The organism is Streptomyces sp. YKOK-I1 (assembly GCF_054660435.1).
Window position 1 is genome coordinate 7,349,926 of sequence record NZ_BAAGDR010000001.1, and the last position, 15,200, is coordinate 7,365,125.

Here is a 15,200-nt window from a genome sequence, read left to right on the forward strand (position 1 = left end):
GCTACAGTGGTAAAAGCGTTGTGAGGTACGGCTCGCTTTGCAATCGTACGGCGAGCGATCGGTCCGTCCCTGTCGACGGGCTTCACGGGGATACGGGGAGGGGGCGTCATGCTTCCGATCGACATGACGGGTGGTGCGTCGGCCACCACAGCGGCCAACCTGGAAGCCAGCAGTGAGGCGCTGTCCACCTTTCTGAAGCGGGTGGACGCCGTTCTGCGAGACCTGGAAGGTTCCGCCGGCAACCCCAAACGGGTGGGTGCCCAGACGATCAAGCCCGGCTCCCTGAACAGCGGAAGCGCAGCGGCCTTCCCCGAGGCGCACGGCCTCTACCTGCAGTACAGCAGGGTCCACGACGAGCTCACCTCGCTCTCCAGGACCTTGCACCTGCAGATCGAGGGGATCGCCATCGCGGTCCTGGGCGCGCACCGAGGCTTCGACAACCTTGAAGAAGAACAGCGACAGCGTTTCGTCGAGATCCAGACCGAGATCCGACAGATCCAGGACGCGAGGGGCGACGTACAGCGCACCAACGACGCGAAGACCGGCGGGAGCCTCTGACGATGACCGACAAGCAGCACCAGGACGATCTGGCTCGGGTCAAGCAGCAGAATTCCGTCACGGACTTCGCCCGAGGTGTGGAGGAACGCCCGGGCGGTGGCTTCTTCCACAACACCGTCCGCGCCGCGCTCGAAGCCACTCCGGTCGGGCAGGCCCTGCAGCAGCGTACGAACTTCGAGGGCCACAGGCTCAACGAGATGCTCGACCTGGTCGAGCAGACGAATCCGGAGGACCTGGAGTCGTCGGGCAACGCACTGTGGGCGGCTCGCGACGCCATCGAGGCGGCAGCCACGGAACTCGACGGTCACATCGAGAACGTCCACTGGGTGGGCGAGTCGGGTGACGCGTTCCGTAAGTGGGGCCGTTCACTTGTCACCAGCACCAAGGGTCTGAGCGACTTCGCCGGATCGGCGGGCGACCAGATCATGGCCGCCGCCACCGGGCTGGCGTCGGTACGCAAGGCCATGCCCGCACGCGACACACGCACGGACCCGAAGGCCGTCTCGGACATCCCGGAGGCCAGACGGGTCCAGAGCAACGACGAGTACACCGCCGCCGTCCAGGTGGAGAAGAACCGTCAAGAGGCGATCAACCAGATGAACCGGTTGTCGTCGTACTACACGGTGTCGGAGGAGCAGCTGGCTTCTCTCGAGGCGCCGGAGTTCACGGTCATGCCTGACGTCGGCGTGCCTTCGCCGGTACGGTCGGTAGACCCTGCTCCTGGGGAGTCGGCGTCGGGTGGCACTCGGGACGGCGCGTCGAGGACCGTCACGACTCCGCACAGCGCAGGCCATGTCGTCGGGCACGGCGACAGTGGTGGCACGGCCTCGTCGAAGGACGGCGCAGGGCGCATCGTGTACCCGGATCACCCGGTCGGTACGAACATTGACAGCGTCGGCGTGCTGCCAGAACCGTCCGTGGCACTTCCCGTGGGCAACCCACCAGCGGCCACGGGTACCGCTGGGCCGGTCAGCGGCCAGGCAGGTGCGTTCGGAGGCGGCTACCCCGCCCCGATCTCCAACGGCCTCTCAGGCAGGGGCGCGGGACCTGGCGGAGCCCGAACGCCTTTGTCCGCCCAGGGCAGGGTCGGCGCCTCCGGCATGGGTAACCCGGGTTCGGGGCCTGGGGCAGGTCGAGGGCCTACGAGTCAGACGGGCCATGCCGGGGCTCCTGGACAGACTGCTGCCAAGGGCGCCACGTCTGGATCGAAGGCGTCTCCGATGGGCCGAGGCGTCACTGGAGGTACGCCGAGGGCCACGGGGACGCCCACGTCGAGAGCGGGTGGTCCCCCAAGCACCGGGGCAGGACGAGCAAATGGCGTGGTCGGGGGGCGGCCCACGGCTTCCTCCGGCCCTTCGAATGGTGGGGCGAGAGCGCCCCGCGGCACGGTCATCGGTGCCGAGGGCGCACCGAACTCGCGGCCCACGGCCGGCGGTCCTGGACAGCGTGGCGTCTTCGGAGCGCCTGAGCCCGCTGCGAGGCCTGGCCCGGCCGCGACCTCGGTTCGTCAGAACACGGGGGCATCCGAGGCTGTCACCGGCAGGCCGGCCGCTCACAATTCCGTCGCCCGAGCCGAACGAAACGGCATGACACGTGGCGGCGCCGGACTCGTGCGAGGATCGGCCGATCAGGGAAATCCCCCCGACCGACAGAACACGCAGGGAACAAAGCGGCCCGACCATCTGGTCGAGGACGAAGAGACGCATTTGCCCACACAGCCGCGGCGCGATGTGCCGCCGGTCATCAATTGAGCGCGAGCGAGGACATACAACGCCATGGAGCCAGGGACCGGCCGGCGAGCGGAGCGGGTTGCTCTCCGCGGGACACACAGCGCGAGACGATTGCGAACAGTGGGTGCAATCGTCGGCGCCCTGGCCGTCATGACAGTCGGATTCGCGCCGGGCGCTGCCGCATACGACGCGCAGTCGAAGCAGTGGTATCTGGAACCGATGCAGGCCGAGGAGATGTGGAAGGCCGGTACGGGGAAGGGCGTCAAGGTCGCTGTCATCGACACCGGGGTGAACCCCAGTACGCCTTCGCTGAAGGGGCAGGTCCTGGCCGATGAAGTCCCCAAGTCGGTTTCGTACGGTGCGACGAATGACTATCTCGGGCACGGCACGACCATGGCCGAGCTGATCGCGGGCACGGGATCGGACGGTGGGCTGCAAGGGCTGGCGCCGGGGGCAAAGATCGTCCCATACCGTGTCGAGCTCGACGGCCTCAAGGGAGCGGAAGAGAAGAAGAAGACCCCTGCGGCCTGGGAGGCAGTCAGAGCGGCTGCCGATACCGACGTGAAGATCATCAGCATGTCCATCGGGGGCATGACGACTGATGAGGACGAAGCCGCGATCGAATATGCGGCGTCAAAAGGAAAGCTGCTTGTCGCTGCTGCCGGCAATGCCGGCGAAGGCAAGGGCCTGATAGATTACCCTGCCGCCTATCCCTACGTAATTGGCGTATCGTCAATGGACGAGTCGGGCACAGTGTCGAAGTTCTCTTCCCATGGAAACTATGTCGACCTGGCCGCACCGGGCCAGGATTTTCCAGGGTGGTGTGACGCCAACTTCCGCGCATATTGCGACAACAGCGCTGGTACGAGTCCCGCGACCGCCATCACCGCCGCGTCTGCCGCCCTGATCTGGTCCGCCCACCCGACTTGGACGGTCAACCAGGTCGTACGATCTCTGATCGACACGGCGGGCCGTGACTGGGCGAAGGACGACCCGAGCACGTACCTCGGCTATGGAGCCATTCGCCCGCGCGTCGTCCTCGAGGACCCCGACTACGACGCCGGTCCCGCGAATGTTGATCCGCTGGCCAAGGAAAACGAGGGAGGAACGACGAAGGAATCCTCGGCTTCCCCTTCCTCTTCCGCCTCCTCCTCGCGACCCACCGAAAAGAACTCCACCGGCGGCACCTCGGCGGCGGGATCCCGCGCGGAGTCGTCGGAGGACAGCAATGTGCTCTGGATCGTGCTGGGCGCCGTCGGCACGGTGATCGTGCTCGGTGGCGGCGGCGCGGCTGTGGTGCGAGCACGGCGCGACGCCGGACGATGAGCCGAGATCGTTGGATCAAGCAACAGACATAGGAGGGCGGACCGATCATGGCAGACAACCAGAAGCTTGAAGACGCAGCAGTCGTCCTGCTGCAGAAGCAGATGTACGAGAAGTACGAGGGCATCCGCAAGCGCGTGCACTCGCTTCAGGGCGTGATCGATGGCCTCGAAGGCCAGTGGGACGGTATCGGTCGCGCCGCGTTTGACAGGAAGCAGTACGAGATCAACGAGTCGCTGCAGGGCCTCGGCAACATCCTCAGCGAGGTCATCGACGCGATGACCACGGCACGCAACATCAAGGACAGCAAGGAAGACGAGGTCCGCGCGGCGGCCAACAAGATCGACCTCAATGACGGTGCTCCCACCGTCAAGGCGTCTCCTCTGACGTCGTACTGAGACTGGCAGCACTCAGGGCACGGGCGGAATTCGCCGCCCACCGGGCACACGCGACGGAAACGAGGTAAACGGGAATGGGTCGTAACACCGACGGACTGAGCGTCACTTATGACGGGCTCGACTTCGCGGCGACGAAGATCGCCAACGAGGCGAAGCAGCTGGAGCAAGATCTGCAGGAGCTCAAGCAGCTGGTACTGAACAGCAAGCAGTACTGGCAGGGCCAGGCCGCGCAGCACTTCGACGAGAAGCTGGCGCGGTGGGACAAGGAAGCCACCGACATCCACACGGCGCTGACGGGCATCGGCCACGTCGTGTTCACGGCCGGCGGTACGTACATGGAAGGCGACAAGAAGGCCGCCAGCTACTTGCAGTAGGCGAAAGCGGTGGCAGGAACACGGGGTGGGTGCGCGCGGGAGGCGCCCACCCCGTTCCTGTGTGTCACGGCAGCAGCTCCAGCCCGCCGCCCCGGGGTGCCCTGTCGCTGAGACGTCTTCCCGTCACACGTCCTCGTCCGCGACCAGTCCCACCTGGACCAGCGGCTTCCCACGCTTACGCGAGACGAACACACCCCGCCCGGCAGGCATGGGCCGAGGCCGCACCCCACCCAGCAGATCCCCCTCCGCCTGGTCACCGGCCAGGACCACGCCCTGGGCGCCGAGTTCCTTGACGCGCTGCATGAAGGGTTCGTAGCCGGCCCGGCCGGCGCCCGCCGTGGAGCGGGCGATGATGAAGCGGACACCGACGTCGCGGGCGAACGGAAGCAGTTCCGTCAGACCCGCGAGCGGGTTGCCACTGGATGTGGAGACGAGGTCGTAGTCGTCGATGACCACGTACACCGTGGGACCGCGCCACCAGCTACGGTTGCGCAACTGCTCCGCGGTGACGTCCGCGGTCGGCGTACGACGCTGCATCAGGTCGGCGAGCGCCTCCATGTGGTGCTGCATCTGGTTCGACATCGGGATGTACTCGGCCAGGTGCGAGGAAGGGGTCACGCCGAGCAGGGAACGGCGGTTGTCGACGACGAACAGCTTGCAGACGCTGCCGTCGTAGCGCTCGGTGAGGCGCTGGATGAGCAGCTTCAGCACGTTCGACTTGCCGGACTCGCTCTCGCCGAAGACGAGGAAGAACGGGTCCTGCTCGAAGTCCACGAACACTGGCTCGAGGTTGTCCTCGTCGAGGGCGAAGGAGATGCCGCGGTTCGGGAACCGGTCGCCCGGAGGCAGTTGGCTAGCCCGGAGTTGCCTCGGCAGCAGGCGCACCTCGGGCGCACCCGGCAACTGCCAGTGTCGGGAGACCTCAGTGGCGAGGGCCGCCGTTGCGTCCGCCAGATCCGTGTCGGAGGACAACCCGTCGATACGCGGAACCGCCGCCATGAAGTGCTGCTTCTGCGGGGTCTGGCCACGTCCCGGCACACCCGTGGGCACATTGGCCGCGACCTTGCGGTCGAACTCGGAGTCCATGGGGTCGCCGAGCCGCAGCTCCAGGCGGTTCATCAGGTGGTCCTTGAGGTTGGAACGGACCTCCATGGCGCGGGACGCGGTGAGGACCACGTGGATGCCGTAACCGAGCCCGCGAGCCGCGATGTCCAGCACCAGAGGCTCCAACGCCTCGTAGTCCGTACGGAAGTTCCCCCAGCCGTCGATGACCAGGAAGACATCGCCCCAGGGCTGGTCGGCCATGGAGATGTCGCCCCGCGCACGGCGCGTCCGGAACTCCGCGATCGAGGAGATCCCCGCGGATCGGAAGTACTCCTCGCGGCGGGTCAGGATGCCGTACACCTCTGCCGTTGTGCGGCGTACCTTCTCGGGGTCGAGGCGCGAGGCCACCCCGCCCACGTGCGGCAGGCCTGTCACGGCCGACAATCCGCCGCCGCCGAAGTCCAGCCCGTAGAACTGCACTTCGTGCGGCGTGTGCGTGAGCGCGAACGATGCGACGATCGAGCGCAGCAGCGTTGACTTGCCGGACTGAGGGCCGCCGAGGATCTGCATGTGGCCGGCCGCACCGCTGAAGTCGGCCCACAGCGGGTCCCGCCGCTGCTCGAACGGTTTGTCGACGATGCCGACCGGGATGACGAGCCGGCCCGCTCCTTCGTAGCCCGGCTGGGTCATGCCCCGGTCCGGCACCGGTGTGAGACCGGGCAGGAGCGCGTCGAGCGACGGCGGGCTGTCCAGTGGCGGCAACCACACCTGGTGGGCGGCGGGGCCCTGCGCCTCCAGTCGTCGCACGATCACGTCGAGGACCGTGTCGGCGAGCGCGTCGTCCGTCTCGTCGGTTCTCTCCTCGCGCTGCCGCGGCACCTGCACGTACTGGACCGGGACTTCGGCCGCCGTGAACAGCACGGGCCTGCGGTCCACGGGAAGCGGTCCGCCGAAATCCGCCGCATGCTGCGAACTAGTGCGGTACACCCCGGAGACGTACGCCGCCTTGAAGCGGACCATTTCGTCCGTACCGAACTTCAGGTAGCCGGAGCCGGGGACGTTCGGCAACTCGTAGGCGTCCGGGACGCCGATCGCGGCACGGGACTCGGCCGCCGAGAACGTACGCAGACCGATGCGGTACGACAGATAGGTCTCGAGGCCTCTGAGGCGGCCCTCCTCCAGGCGCTGCGACGCGAGCAGCAGATGCACGCCCAGCGAACGGCCGATGCGGCCGATCTGCACGAACATCTCGATGAAGTCGGGCTTGGCCGTGAGGAGTTCGCTGAACTCGTCGATGACGAGAACGAGTGAGGGGATCGGCTGTAGTGCGGCACCGGCCGCACGAGCCTTCTCGTAGTCGTGGATGTTCGCGTAGTTGCCCGCGTCGCGGAGCATTTCCTGCCGGCGGTTGAGCTCACCGCGGATCGAGTCACCCATACGGTCGACGAGGGTCAGATCATCCGCGAGGTTGGTGATGACGGCGGCCACATGCGGCATCCGGGCCATGCCCGCGAACGTCGCACCACCCTTGAAGTCGGCCAGGACGAAGTTCAGCGTTTCGGAGGAGTGGGTCACGGCGAGGCCGAGGACCAGAGTGCGCAGCAGTTCCGACTTTCCGGAACCGGTCGCACCGACACACAGACCGTGCGGCCCCATCCCCTCCTGGGCGGCCTCCTTGAGGTCGAGCATCACGGGCCTGCCGTCCTCGCCGACACCGATCGGCACGCGCAGCCGCTCGGACTGCGAGCGCGGACGCCAGGTCCGCTTCGGATCGACCGAGGCGGCGTCACCCAGGTTCAACAGATCCGTGAACTCCAGTGCGGCGAGCAAGGGTTCGTCGTCGTCTCCGCCTGATGCCATGCGCAACGGCGCCAGCTGCCGGGCCAGTGCCTCCGCGGCCTCGTACGACAGCACGTCCGGCGTGCCCTCGTAGACCATGCCGTGGGCCGACTCCAGGAGCAGCTCCTTCGGGCGAACGACGGCGGAGAGGTCGCCGCGGCCGGTGGCGAGGTCCCCGGGCACGACCTCGAGCACCGTCACACCCTGGAGACCCTCGGGGGTGGCCAGCAACGAGGCGGGCGGCAGGAAGACGCCGTCAAGTACGACCATCAGGTGGGGCTGCTCGGAAACCGGCGGCGCGGCCGGATGGAAGCGCGGCCGTCCCTCGAGGCGGGTGGCGAGAAGGTCCTCCAGCGCCGTCGGGTCCGTCGTGATCAGGCGGATGCTGCCCGCGCCGTCGGCGAGACCCGGCGCCTGCACATGCGGCAGCCACTTGGCCCACTCCCACTCCGACGCCGAATCGCGCCCGGTGGCGACGGCGATGACCAGGTCCTCGGGGGAATGGAGCGAGGCGAGCGAAGCGACGACGGCGCGCGTGGTGCCGCGCACGGTGCCCGGCTCGCCGCTGATCGTCACGTGGTAGAAGGCGCGCAGCGAGACCGCCATCGGCAGGTCGTCAAGAGTCGAGTGAGTGGCCAGGAAGCGGTGCATGGCACCCGCGGTCAGCGGCTCCAACTCGTCGACCGGCGCGGTCTGAGGCAGGACCAGGGGAGTGGCCAGGGACTGCGCGCCCAGCCCCACGCGGACCTGTCCGAAGTCCTCGTCCCCGGTGCGCCGCTCCCACACCCGGCTGCCCTCGGCGACCAGCGCCCACAGTTGCTCGGGCGAAGGATGCAGGTAGTACTGTGCGTCGCGCTGGGCCAGCGCCGTTGCCACGGTGGTGCGCCGCGTCTGTGACAGATACCGCAGATAGTCGCGGCGCATGTCTGCCAACTGTCCCTGGCTGCCGCGGCGGTAGCGGACCAGCATCGCGATTCCCATGGCGATCGTGGAAGCCACCATCACCATGCCCATGATCTTCATGAAGGGCTGGGCCTGGGGATTGAAGAAGAACACCACGGACCCACCCATGCCGAGCATCGGCAGCAGCTGCATCAGCGCACCCTCCTGCTGCCCGCGCGGAAGCTCGGGGGGAGGCTGGAGCACTACCTCGTCTGTGGGCACTTCCTTCGGCAGCACCCGTGGTGGACGCTTGACGACGACGTGGCTCACTGCACACCAATTCCCTTGCCGGACCGGGTTTTTTCGTCCGCCGCCCCGTGTCAGGCGGACGCCGGTCGCGAAGCGCGATCCTACTGACAACCGTGGACAACAGCGGGCGGTAGGGTGCCCGTGAGACGTGTGAGCAGTTGCGAATCGGTCCGGGAAAACCGGGCAATCCCTCACGTTCCAAGCAAGCGCCTCCCGTAAGTTCCGGGCGCGACGACGGGGTTGACCCACGGAGCCGCACTACCTCCACGACATGTTCACGAGCGGAAGCGTGGGCGGTGGCATTCCACTTCCACCCCCACCACCGACGAGGGGGAACAACAGGTGAGCACGACGGCCTCTGCGCCGACCGGCGGAACGGGCACCGGAGCCCCTTCGGGGGCGGGCATGGGGTTCGGCTTCTGTCGGGTCACCATCGTGGCGCCCGACAGCCGCATCGACGTGGCACTGCCCGACGACGTACCCGTGGCCGACCTGTACCCGGAGATCCTGAGGCTCTCCCAGCAGAGCCCCGCCGAGGGCGCCCCCGTCGGCTACCACCTGGTCCGCCGTGACGGGACCGTCCTCGACGGTGCCTGGTCCTTCACCGCGCAGCGCATCCTCGACGGCGAACTGCTGACCCTCCGCCCGTTCTCGGAGTCGCTTCCCCCCGCCGTCCTCGACGACGTCTCGGAAGCGGTGGCCTCCGCCGTGACCCGCGACCGGGCCCTGTGGAACGGCGAACTCACCCGCGCCGCAGGCCTTGTGGCCGGCGGCATCCTGCCCGCACTGCTCGCCTTCGTGGCGTGGAACTCGCAGATCCGCCACGACATGCACAGCTTGCAGGGCGTCCTCGCCGGCGTCATGGGTGTCCTGCTCGTCGCCATCGCGTGTGTACGAGCGCGTGTGTACGACGACCGGGGCTCCGCGATCGCCCTGGGCCTGGGAGCCGTACCGAACATCGCGGTGGCGGGCTCGGGACTGCTGTCGCTCTCCGAGGGGCAGGGCATCGGAAGGCTCCAGTTCCTGCTCGCCTGCACTGCGGTCCTCATCGGCACGGTGGTGCTCACCCTCGTGTCACCCAGTGGCGACGGCCCCTTCGTCGCCTGCGTCTTCGCCTCCGTGATCGGTCTCGTCACCACGTTCGTCGCGATCCTCACCGAGCTGGAGCCCATCGAGACGGCTGCCGTCTGTGCCCCCCTCTCGGTCGTCGCGCTTGCCTTCCTACCGGGCCTGTCCATGCGCTTCGCCAGGCTGCCCATCGGCTTCGAACCGCCCAACAGCGCCCGCGGCGGATTCGACTCGGGTGAGTCCGTCTCCCAGGAGCCCGTCGACGCCGACCGCATCGCGGCCCAGGCCCGCCGCGGACATGAACTCCTCGTCGGCCTCGTCGGGGGCTGTGCGCTCGTCTCGGTGGGCGCGTCGATCGTCCTCGGCTTCTCCGACAACGTCTGGGCACAGCTTCTCGCCCTGGCGACCGGCGTCGCGATGCTGATGCGAGCCCACCTGTTCCGTTACACGGCGCAGGTCGGCGCCACCTTGGCCGCGGGCCTCGCCGCTCTGGTCTTCCTCGGCCTGGGGCTCGCCCTGAACCCGCCGCCGGAGTACTGGCGCGATGCCCTCCTGGGCGACACCACCGGCCTCAACATGCGCAGCGTCTGGCTCGCGGCAGCAGTCGCCGCGGGCACCGCGGTGGTCACCGCGATCGGTCTGATCGCCCCACGCCGGGGCGTCACTCCCTTCTGGGGGCGCTTCCTGGAGATCGCCGAGAGCTTCGTCCTGCTCACGCTGATCCCGCTGGCCCTGGCCGTCTTCGACGTGTACTCGCAGGTACGGTCCATGACCGGCTGACGGACGACGCGCCGGCGGGCGCCGGATCGGGAAAGGGGCGGCACACACGTGTGCCGCCCCTTTCCCGTAAGGGTCACTCCGCCGAAGGCTCCGCAGGGTGCGGCGTCCGATCCAGATCGAACTCCCCATCCCGCGCCCCCAGCACAAACGCCCGCCATTCCCCCTCCGTGTACCGCAGCACCGTCTCCGGATCCAGAGAGGACCGCATCGCCACCGCGCCCCCGGGCAGGTCCGCGATCTCGACGCGTTCCTCGTGCTCCTCGGTGCCCGGTGCGCACTTCCACTCGACGCCGGAGATGTCGAGCGCGTACAGCTCGTCCCGCTCGCGCTCCTTGCGCGCCTTCATCTCCGCTTCGGTCTCCGCCATGGCGCAGCGTCCCCTTCCCCGAACCGACTTCGCTCCGTCTACGATCCGAGCGTCACCCTAGTGGCCCCACGCCCACCGCCGAGGTGGTTCGGATACCCGGGCGAAGGTGCCCGCCACCTCCTGGTACCCTGACTGTCGGCCGTTTGTGTACGCGCCCCCGGAACCCTCCGTATCGAGGGATCGGAGGCCGCGCCCAGCGGATCCCGCCTCCCGAGTTACGGAAGCCACCCCGAGAAGCAGACCGGGGGCACTCGGTGGCCACACACAGACCATGAGGAGTACGCGTGTCGCTCGACGCCGCTACGAAGAAGCAGATCATCGCCGAGTTCGGCCAGAAGGAGGGCGACACCGGCTCCCCCGAGGTCCAGGTCGCCATGCTCTCGCGTCGGATCTCCGACCTGACCGAGCACCTCAAGACCCACAAGCACGACCACCACTCCCGCCGGGGTCTGCTGATCCTGGTCGGTCAGCGTCGTCGCCTGCTGCAGTACCTGGCCAAGAAGGACATCCAGCGCTTCCGTACGCTGGTCGACCGCCTCGGCATCCGCCGTGGTGCGGCCGGCGCCAAGTAAGACGCGTGGAGGGAGCGGTTCCCGTCTTGGGGGCCGCTCCCTTTTGCTGTACATACGGAAACGTGCGGAGTGTCACCACCCCTTTGTAGTGTGGTAGCACAACGCATGACGCACGACACAGGGTGAAGACGCCCAACGCGTCACACCCGACGCATCACACCGCAACACCCACCGAACGAGGAGAAGCGCACCTAGCCGCCGCCGGTCCTCGGTAGTGGCCCCCGGGGAAAGCGAACCCCGGGTGCTTCGATCGAAGACCGGCCCGCACCGCACGGCGCGCATCTCCGCCACCGTCCCGCTGCCACACGGGCAGCACGGGACGAAAAGACGACAAGTAACGGAGAAAACGCTAGTGGAGAACGAGACCCACTACGCCGAGGCCGTCATCGACAACGGCGCCTTCGGCACCCGCACCATCCGCTTCGAGACGGGCCGCCTGGCCCGCCAGGCCGCCGGCTCGGCCGTGGCCTACCTGGACGACGACACCATGGTGCTGTCGGCCACCACCGCCTCCAAGAACCCCAAGGACCAGCTCGACTTCTTCCCCCTGACGGTGGACGTCGAGGAGCGGATGTACGCCGCCGGCAAGATCCCCGGCAGCTTCTTCCGCCGCGAGGGCCGGCCGAGCGAGGACGCGATCCTCACCTGCCGCCTGATCGACCGCCCGCTGCGCCCGTCCTTCAAGAAGGGCCTGCGCAACGAGATCCAGGTCGTCGCCACGATCATGGCCCTCAACCCCGACCACCTGTACGACGTCGTGGCGATCAACGCCGCCTCCGCGTCCACGCAGCTGGCCGGTCTGCCCTTCTCCGGCCCGATCGGCGGCGTCCGCGTCGCGCTGATCAACGGCCAGTGGGTCGCGTTCCCGACGCACACCGAGCTCGAGGACGCCGTCTTCGACATGGTCGTCGCCGGCCGTGTCCTGGAGGACGGCGACGTCGCGATCATGATGGTCGAGGCCGAGGCCACCGAGAAGACGATCCAGCTGGTCAAGGGCGGTGCCGAGGCCCCCACCGAGGAGGTCGTCGCGGCCGGTCTGGACGCCGCGAAGCCCTTCATCAAGGTGCTGTGCCGGGCCCAGGCCGACCTCGCGTCGAAGGCCGCCAAGCCGACCGGTGAGTTCCCGACCTTCCTCGACTACCAGGACGACGTCCTGGAGGCGCTGACCGCCGCCGTCAAGCCGGAGCTGGCCTCCGCGCTGACCATCGCGGGCAAGCAGGAGCGCGAGGCCGAGCTGGACCGCGTCAAGGGTCTGGCCGCCGAGAAGCTGCTCCCGGAGTTCGAGGGCCGCGAGAAGGAGATCTCCGCCGCGTACCGCTCGCTGACCAAGTCCCTGGTCCGTGAGCGCGTCATCAAGGAGAAGAAGCGCATCGACGGCCGCGGCGTCACGGACATCCGTACGCTCGCCGCCGAGGTCGAGGCCATCCCGCGGGTGCACGGCTCCGCGCTGTTCGAGCGTGGCGAGACCCAGATCCTGGGCGTCACCACCCTCAACATGCTCCGGATGGAGCAGCAGCTGGACACCCTCTCCCCGGTGACCCGCAAGCGCTACATGCACAACTACAACTTCCCGCCGTACTCCGTCGGCGAGACCGGCCGCGTGGGCTCCCCCAAGCGCCGCGAGATCGGCCACGGCGCCCTCGCCGAGCGCGCCATCGTGCCGGTGCTGCCGACGCGCGAGGAGTTCCCTTACGCGATCCGTCAGGTCTCCGAGGCCCTCGGCTCCAACGGCTCGACGTCCATGGGCTCGGTCTGCGCGTCCACCATGTCGCTGCTCAACGCCGGTGTGCCGCTGAAGGCCCCGGTCGCCGGTATCGCCATGGGCCTGATCTCCCAGGAGATCAACGGCGAGACGCACTATGTCGCCCTCACCGACATCCTCGGTGCGGAGGACGCCTTCGGCGACATGGACTTCAAGGTCGCCGGCACCAAGGAGTTCGTCACCGCCCTCCAGCTCGACACCAAGCTGGACGGCATCCCGGCCTCCGTCCTGGCCGCCGCCCTCAAGCAGGCCCGTGACGCCCGCCTCCACATCCTCGACGTGATGATGGAAGCGATCGACACGCCGGACGAGATGTCCCCCAACGCGCCGCGGATCATCACCGTGAAGATCCCGGTCGACAAGATCGGCGAGGTCATCGGCCCGAAGGGCAAGATGATCAACCAGATCCAGGAGGACACCGGCGCCGAGATCACGATCGAGGACGACGGCACCATCTACATCGGTGCCGCCGACGGCCCGGCCGCCGAGGCCGCCCGCGCCACGATCAACGGCATCGCCAACCCGACGATGCCCGAGGTCGGCGAGCGCTACCTGGGTACGGTCGTCAAGACCACCACCTTCGGCGCGTTCGTCTCCCTGCTCCCCGGCAAGGACGGTCTGCTGCACATCTCGCAGATCCGCAAGCTGGCCGGCGGCAAGCGCGTGGAGAACGTCGAGGACGTCGTCGGCGTGGGCCAGAAGGTCCAGGTCGAGATCGCCGAGATCGACTCCCGCGGCAAGCTCTCCCTCATCCCCGTGATCGAGGGCGAGGACGAGTCCGCCGAAGACAAGAAGGACGACTCCGACAAGTGACGTCGAGTAGCTCCAGGGCGACGGCCCGCACCTCCTCGGAGGCGCGGGCCGTCGCCCGTACCCAAACCCTGATCAAGGGCGAGAACGGCATCGGCACGGTCCGCAAGACCACCCTTCCGGGCGGCCTGCGCATCGTCACCGAGACCCTCCCCTCGGTCCGCTCCGCGACCTTCGGCATCTGGGCGCACGTCGGCTCCCGCGACGAGACCCCCGCGCTGAACGGCGCCACGCACTACCTGGAGCACCTGCTCTTCAAGGGCACCACCCGCAGGTCGGCGCTGGACATCTCCTCCGCGATCGACGCGGTCGGCGGCGAGATGAACGCGTTCACGGCCAAGGAGTACACGTGCTACTACGCGCGCGTGCTCGACACCGACCTGCCCCTCGCCATCGACGTCGTCTGCGACATGCTGACCGGCTCGCTCATCCTCGAGGACGACGTCAACGTCGAACGCGGCGCGATCCTCGAAGAGATCGCCATGACCGAGGACGACCCCGGCGACTGTGTGCACGACCTGTTCGCGCACACGATGTTCGGCGACAACGCCCTCGGCCGCCCGGTCCTCGGCACCGTCGACACGGTCAACGCCCTCACCGCCGACCGCATCCGCCGCTTCTACAAGAAGCACTACGACCCGACGCACCTGGTCGTGGCCGCCGCCGGCAACATCGACCACCAGAAGGTCGTACGACAGGTCCGCGCGGCCTTCGAGAAGGCGGGCGCCCTCGGGAACCAGGACGCCGACCCCATCGCCCCGCGCGACGGCCGGCGCACCATCCGCGCCTCGGGCCGCGTCGAACTCCTCGGCCGCAAGACCGAGCAGGCCCATGTCGTCCTCGGCATGCCGGGCCTCGCCCGCACCGACGACCGCCGCTGGGCGCTCGGCGTCCTCAACACCGCCCTCGGCGGCGGCATGTCCTCCCGGCTGTTCCAGGAGGTCCGCGAGAAGCGCGGCCTGGCCTACAGCGTGTACTCGTACACCTCCGGCTTCGCCGACTGCGGCCTGTTCGGCGTCTACGCCGGCTGTCGCCCCTCGCAGGTCCACGACGTGCTCAGGATCTGCCGCGACGAACTCGACCACGTCGCCCAGAACGGCCTGTCCGACGACGAGATCGTGCGCGCCATCGGCCAGCTCAGGGGCTCCACGGTGCTCGGCCTGGAGGACACCGGTGCGCTCATGAACCGCATCGGCAAGAGCGAGCTGTGCTGGGGCGAGCAGATGTCCGTCGACGAGATGCTGTCCCGGATAGCGGCCGTGACCCCGGACGAGGTCCGTTCGGTCGCCCGCGACATCCTGGGACGGCGTCCGTCGCTGTCGGTCATCGGCCCGCTCAAGGACAAGCAGGCCGCCCGGCTGCACGACGCGGTCGCCTAATCCAC

At 68.2% G+C, this 15,200-nt stretch carries 11 protein-coding genes; 9 read left to right on the forward strand and 2 right to left on the reverse strand.

The window, feature by feature from the left end:
• Positions 1–108 precede the first annotated feature (108 nt).
• The 5 genes from ACYQ8Q_RS32860 to ACYQ8Q_RS32880 all read left to right on the forward strand — a co-directional run bounded on the left by ACYQ8Q_RS32860 (position 109) and on the right by ACYQ8Q_RS32880 (position 4,383).
• Positions 109–558 carry a hypothetical protein gene (locus tag ACYQ8Q_RS32860; protein ID WP_460070133.1) on the forward strand — a complete coding sequence of 150 codons (450 nt, stop codon included), beginning with the start codon at positions 109–111 and terminating at the stop codon, positions 556–558.
• Positions 559–560: 2 nt separating this feature from the next.
• Complete coding sequence (locus ACYQ8Q_RS32865; protein ID WP_460070135.1) at positions 561–2,309, forward strand: hypothetical protein; 1,749 nt, start codon at positions 561–563, stop codon at positions 2,307–2,309.
• A 90-nt stretch (positions 2,310–2,399) separates the two neighbouring features.
• Positions 2,400–3,614, forward strand: coding sequence for a S8 family serine peptidase (locus ACYQ8Q_RS32870; RefSeq protein WP_460073585.1), 1,215 nt, complete (start codon positions 2,400–2,402; stop codon positions 3,612–3,614).
• A gap of 47 nt (positions 3,615–3,661) precedes the next feature.
• Positions 3,662–4,009, forward strand: coding sequence for a WXG100 family type VII secretion target (locus ACYQ8Q_RS32875; protein WP_399102432.1), 348 nt, complete (start codon positions 3,662–3,664; stop codon positions 4,007–4,009).
• Between the two features lie 74 nt (positions 4,010–4,083).
• Positions 4,084–4,383, forward strand: a complete 300-nt coding sequence (locus ACYQ8Q_RS32880) for a WXG100 family type VII secretion target (protein ID WP_460070137.1) — start codon at positions 4,084–4,086, stop codon at positions 4,381–4,383.
• 123 nt (positions 4,384–4,506) lie between these two features.
• Here ACYQ8Q_RS32880 and eccCa read toward each other — a convergent pair whose 3' ends face one another.
• On the reverse strand, positions 4,507–8,478 hold the full coding sequence (gene eccCa, locus ACYQ8Q_RS32885; RefSeq protein ID WP_460070139.1) for a type VII secretion protein EccCa: 3,972 nt from the start codon (positions 8,476–8,478) through the stop codon (positions 4,507–4,509).
• A gap of 384 nt (positions 8,479–8,862) precedes the next feature.
• On the opposite strand from eccCa, the gene eccD reads away from it, so the two are divergent.
• A complete protein-coding gene (gene eccD, locus ACYQ8Q_RS32890) occupies positions 8,863–10,305 on the forward strand; it encodes a type VII secretion integral membrane protein EccD (protein WP_460073587.1) in 1,443 nt (480 codons plus the stop codon).
• Positions 10,306–10,378: 73 nt separating this feature from the next.
• Here the strand turns inward: eccD and ACYQ8Q_RS32895 are convergent, their stop codons facing one another.
• The gene (locus ACYQ8Q_RS32895; protein WP_460070141.1) at positions 10,379–10,672 is read right to left on the reverse strand and encodes a DUF397 domain-containing protein; all 294 of its coding nucleotides are present in this window, start codon (positions 10,670–10,672) and stop codon (positions 10,379–10,381) included.
• A gap of 284 nt (positions 10,673–10,956) precedes the next feature.
• Between ACYQ8Q_RS32895 and rpsO the strand changes: the two genes are divergently transcribed.
• From rpsO to ACYQ8Q_RS32910, 3 genes are all read left to right on the forward strand, one after another.
• Positions 10,957–11,244: a 30S ribosomal protein S15 gene (rpsO, locus tag ACYQ8Q_RS32900; protein ID WP_016432306.1), complete on the forward strand. Its 288-nt coding sequence runs from the start codon at positions 10,957–10,959 to the stop codon at positions 11,242–11,244.
• A gap of 352 nt (positions 11,245–11,596) precedes the next feature.
• Positions 11,597–13,819 (forward strand): polyribonucleotide nucleotidyltransferase, encoded by a 2,223-nt coding sequence (locus ACYQ8Q_RS32905; protein WP_460070143.1) that lies wholly within the window; start codon positions 11,597–11,599, stop codon positions 13,817–13,819.
• Positions 13,816–15,195, forward strand: a complete 1,380-nt coding sequence (locus ACYQ8Q_RS32910; protein WP_460070145.1) for a M16 family metallopeptidase — start codon at positions 13,816–13,818, stop codon at positions 15,193–15,195. Before ACYQ8Q_RS32905 ends, ACYQ8Q_RS32910 begins: the two co-directional genes overlap by 4 nt.
• Positions 15,196–15,200 lie beyond the last annotated feature (5 nt).

What these genes read in the sequence shown, in the direction of transcription:
- ACYQ8Q_RS32860 (WP_460070133.1), top strand. Translation starts at nt 109, where the DNA reads ATGCTTCCGATCGACATGACGGGTGGTGCGTCGGCCACCACAGCGGCC.
- ACYQ8Q_RS32865 (WP_460070135.1), top strand. Translation starts at nt 561, where the DNA reads ATGACCGACAAGCAGCACCAGGACGATCTGGCTCGGGTCAAGCAGCAG.
- ACYQ8Q_RS32875 (WP_399102432.1), top strand. Translation starts at nt 3,662, where the DNA reads ATGGCAGACAACCAGAAGCTTGAAGACGCAGCAGTCGTCCTGCTGCAG.
- ACYQ8Q_RS32880 (WP_460070137.1), top strand. Translation starts at nt 4,084, where the DNA reads ATGGGTCGTAACACCGACGGACTGAGCGTCACTTATGACGGGCTCGAC.
- eccD (WP_460073587.1), top strand. Translation starts at nt 8,863, where the DNA reads ATGGGGTTCGGCTTCTGTCGGGTCACCATCGTGGCGCCCGACAGCCGC.
- ACYQ8Q_RS32895 (WP_460070141.1), bottom strand. Translation starts at nt 10,672, where the DNA reads ATGGCGGAGACCGAAGCGGAGATGAAGGCGCGCAAGGAGCGCGAGCGG.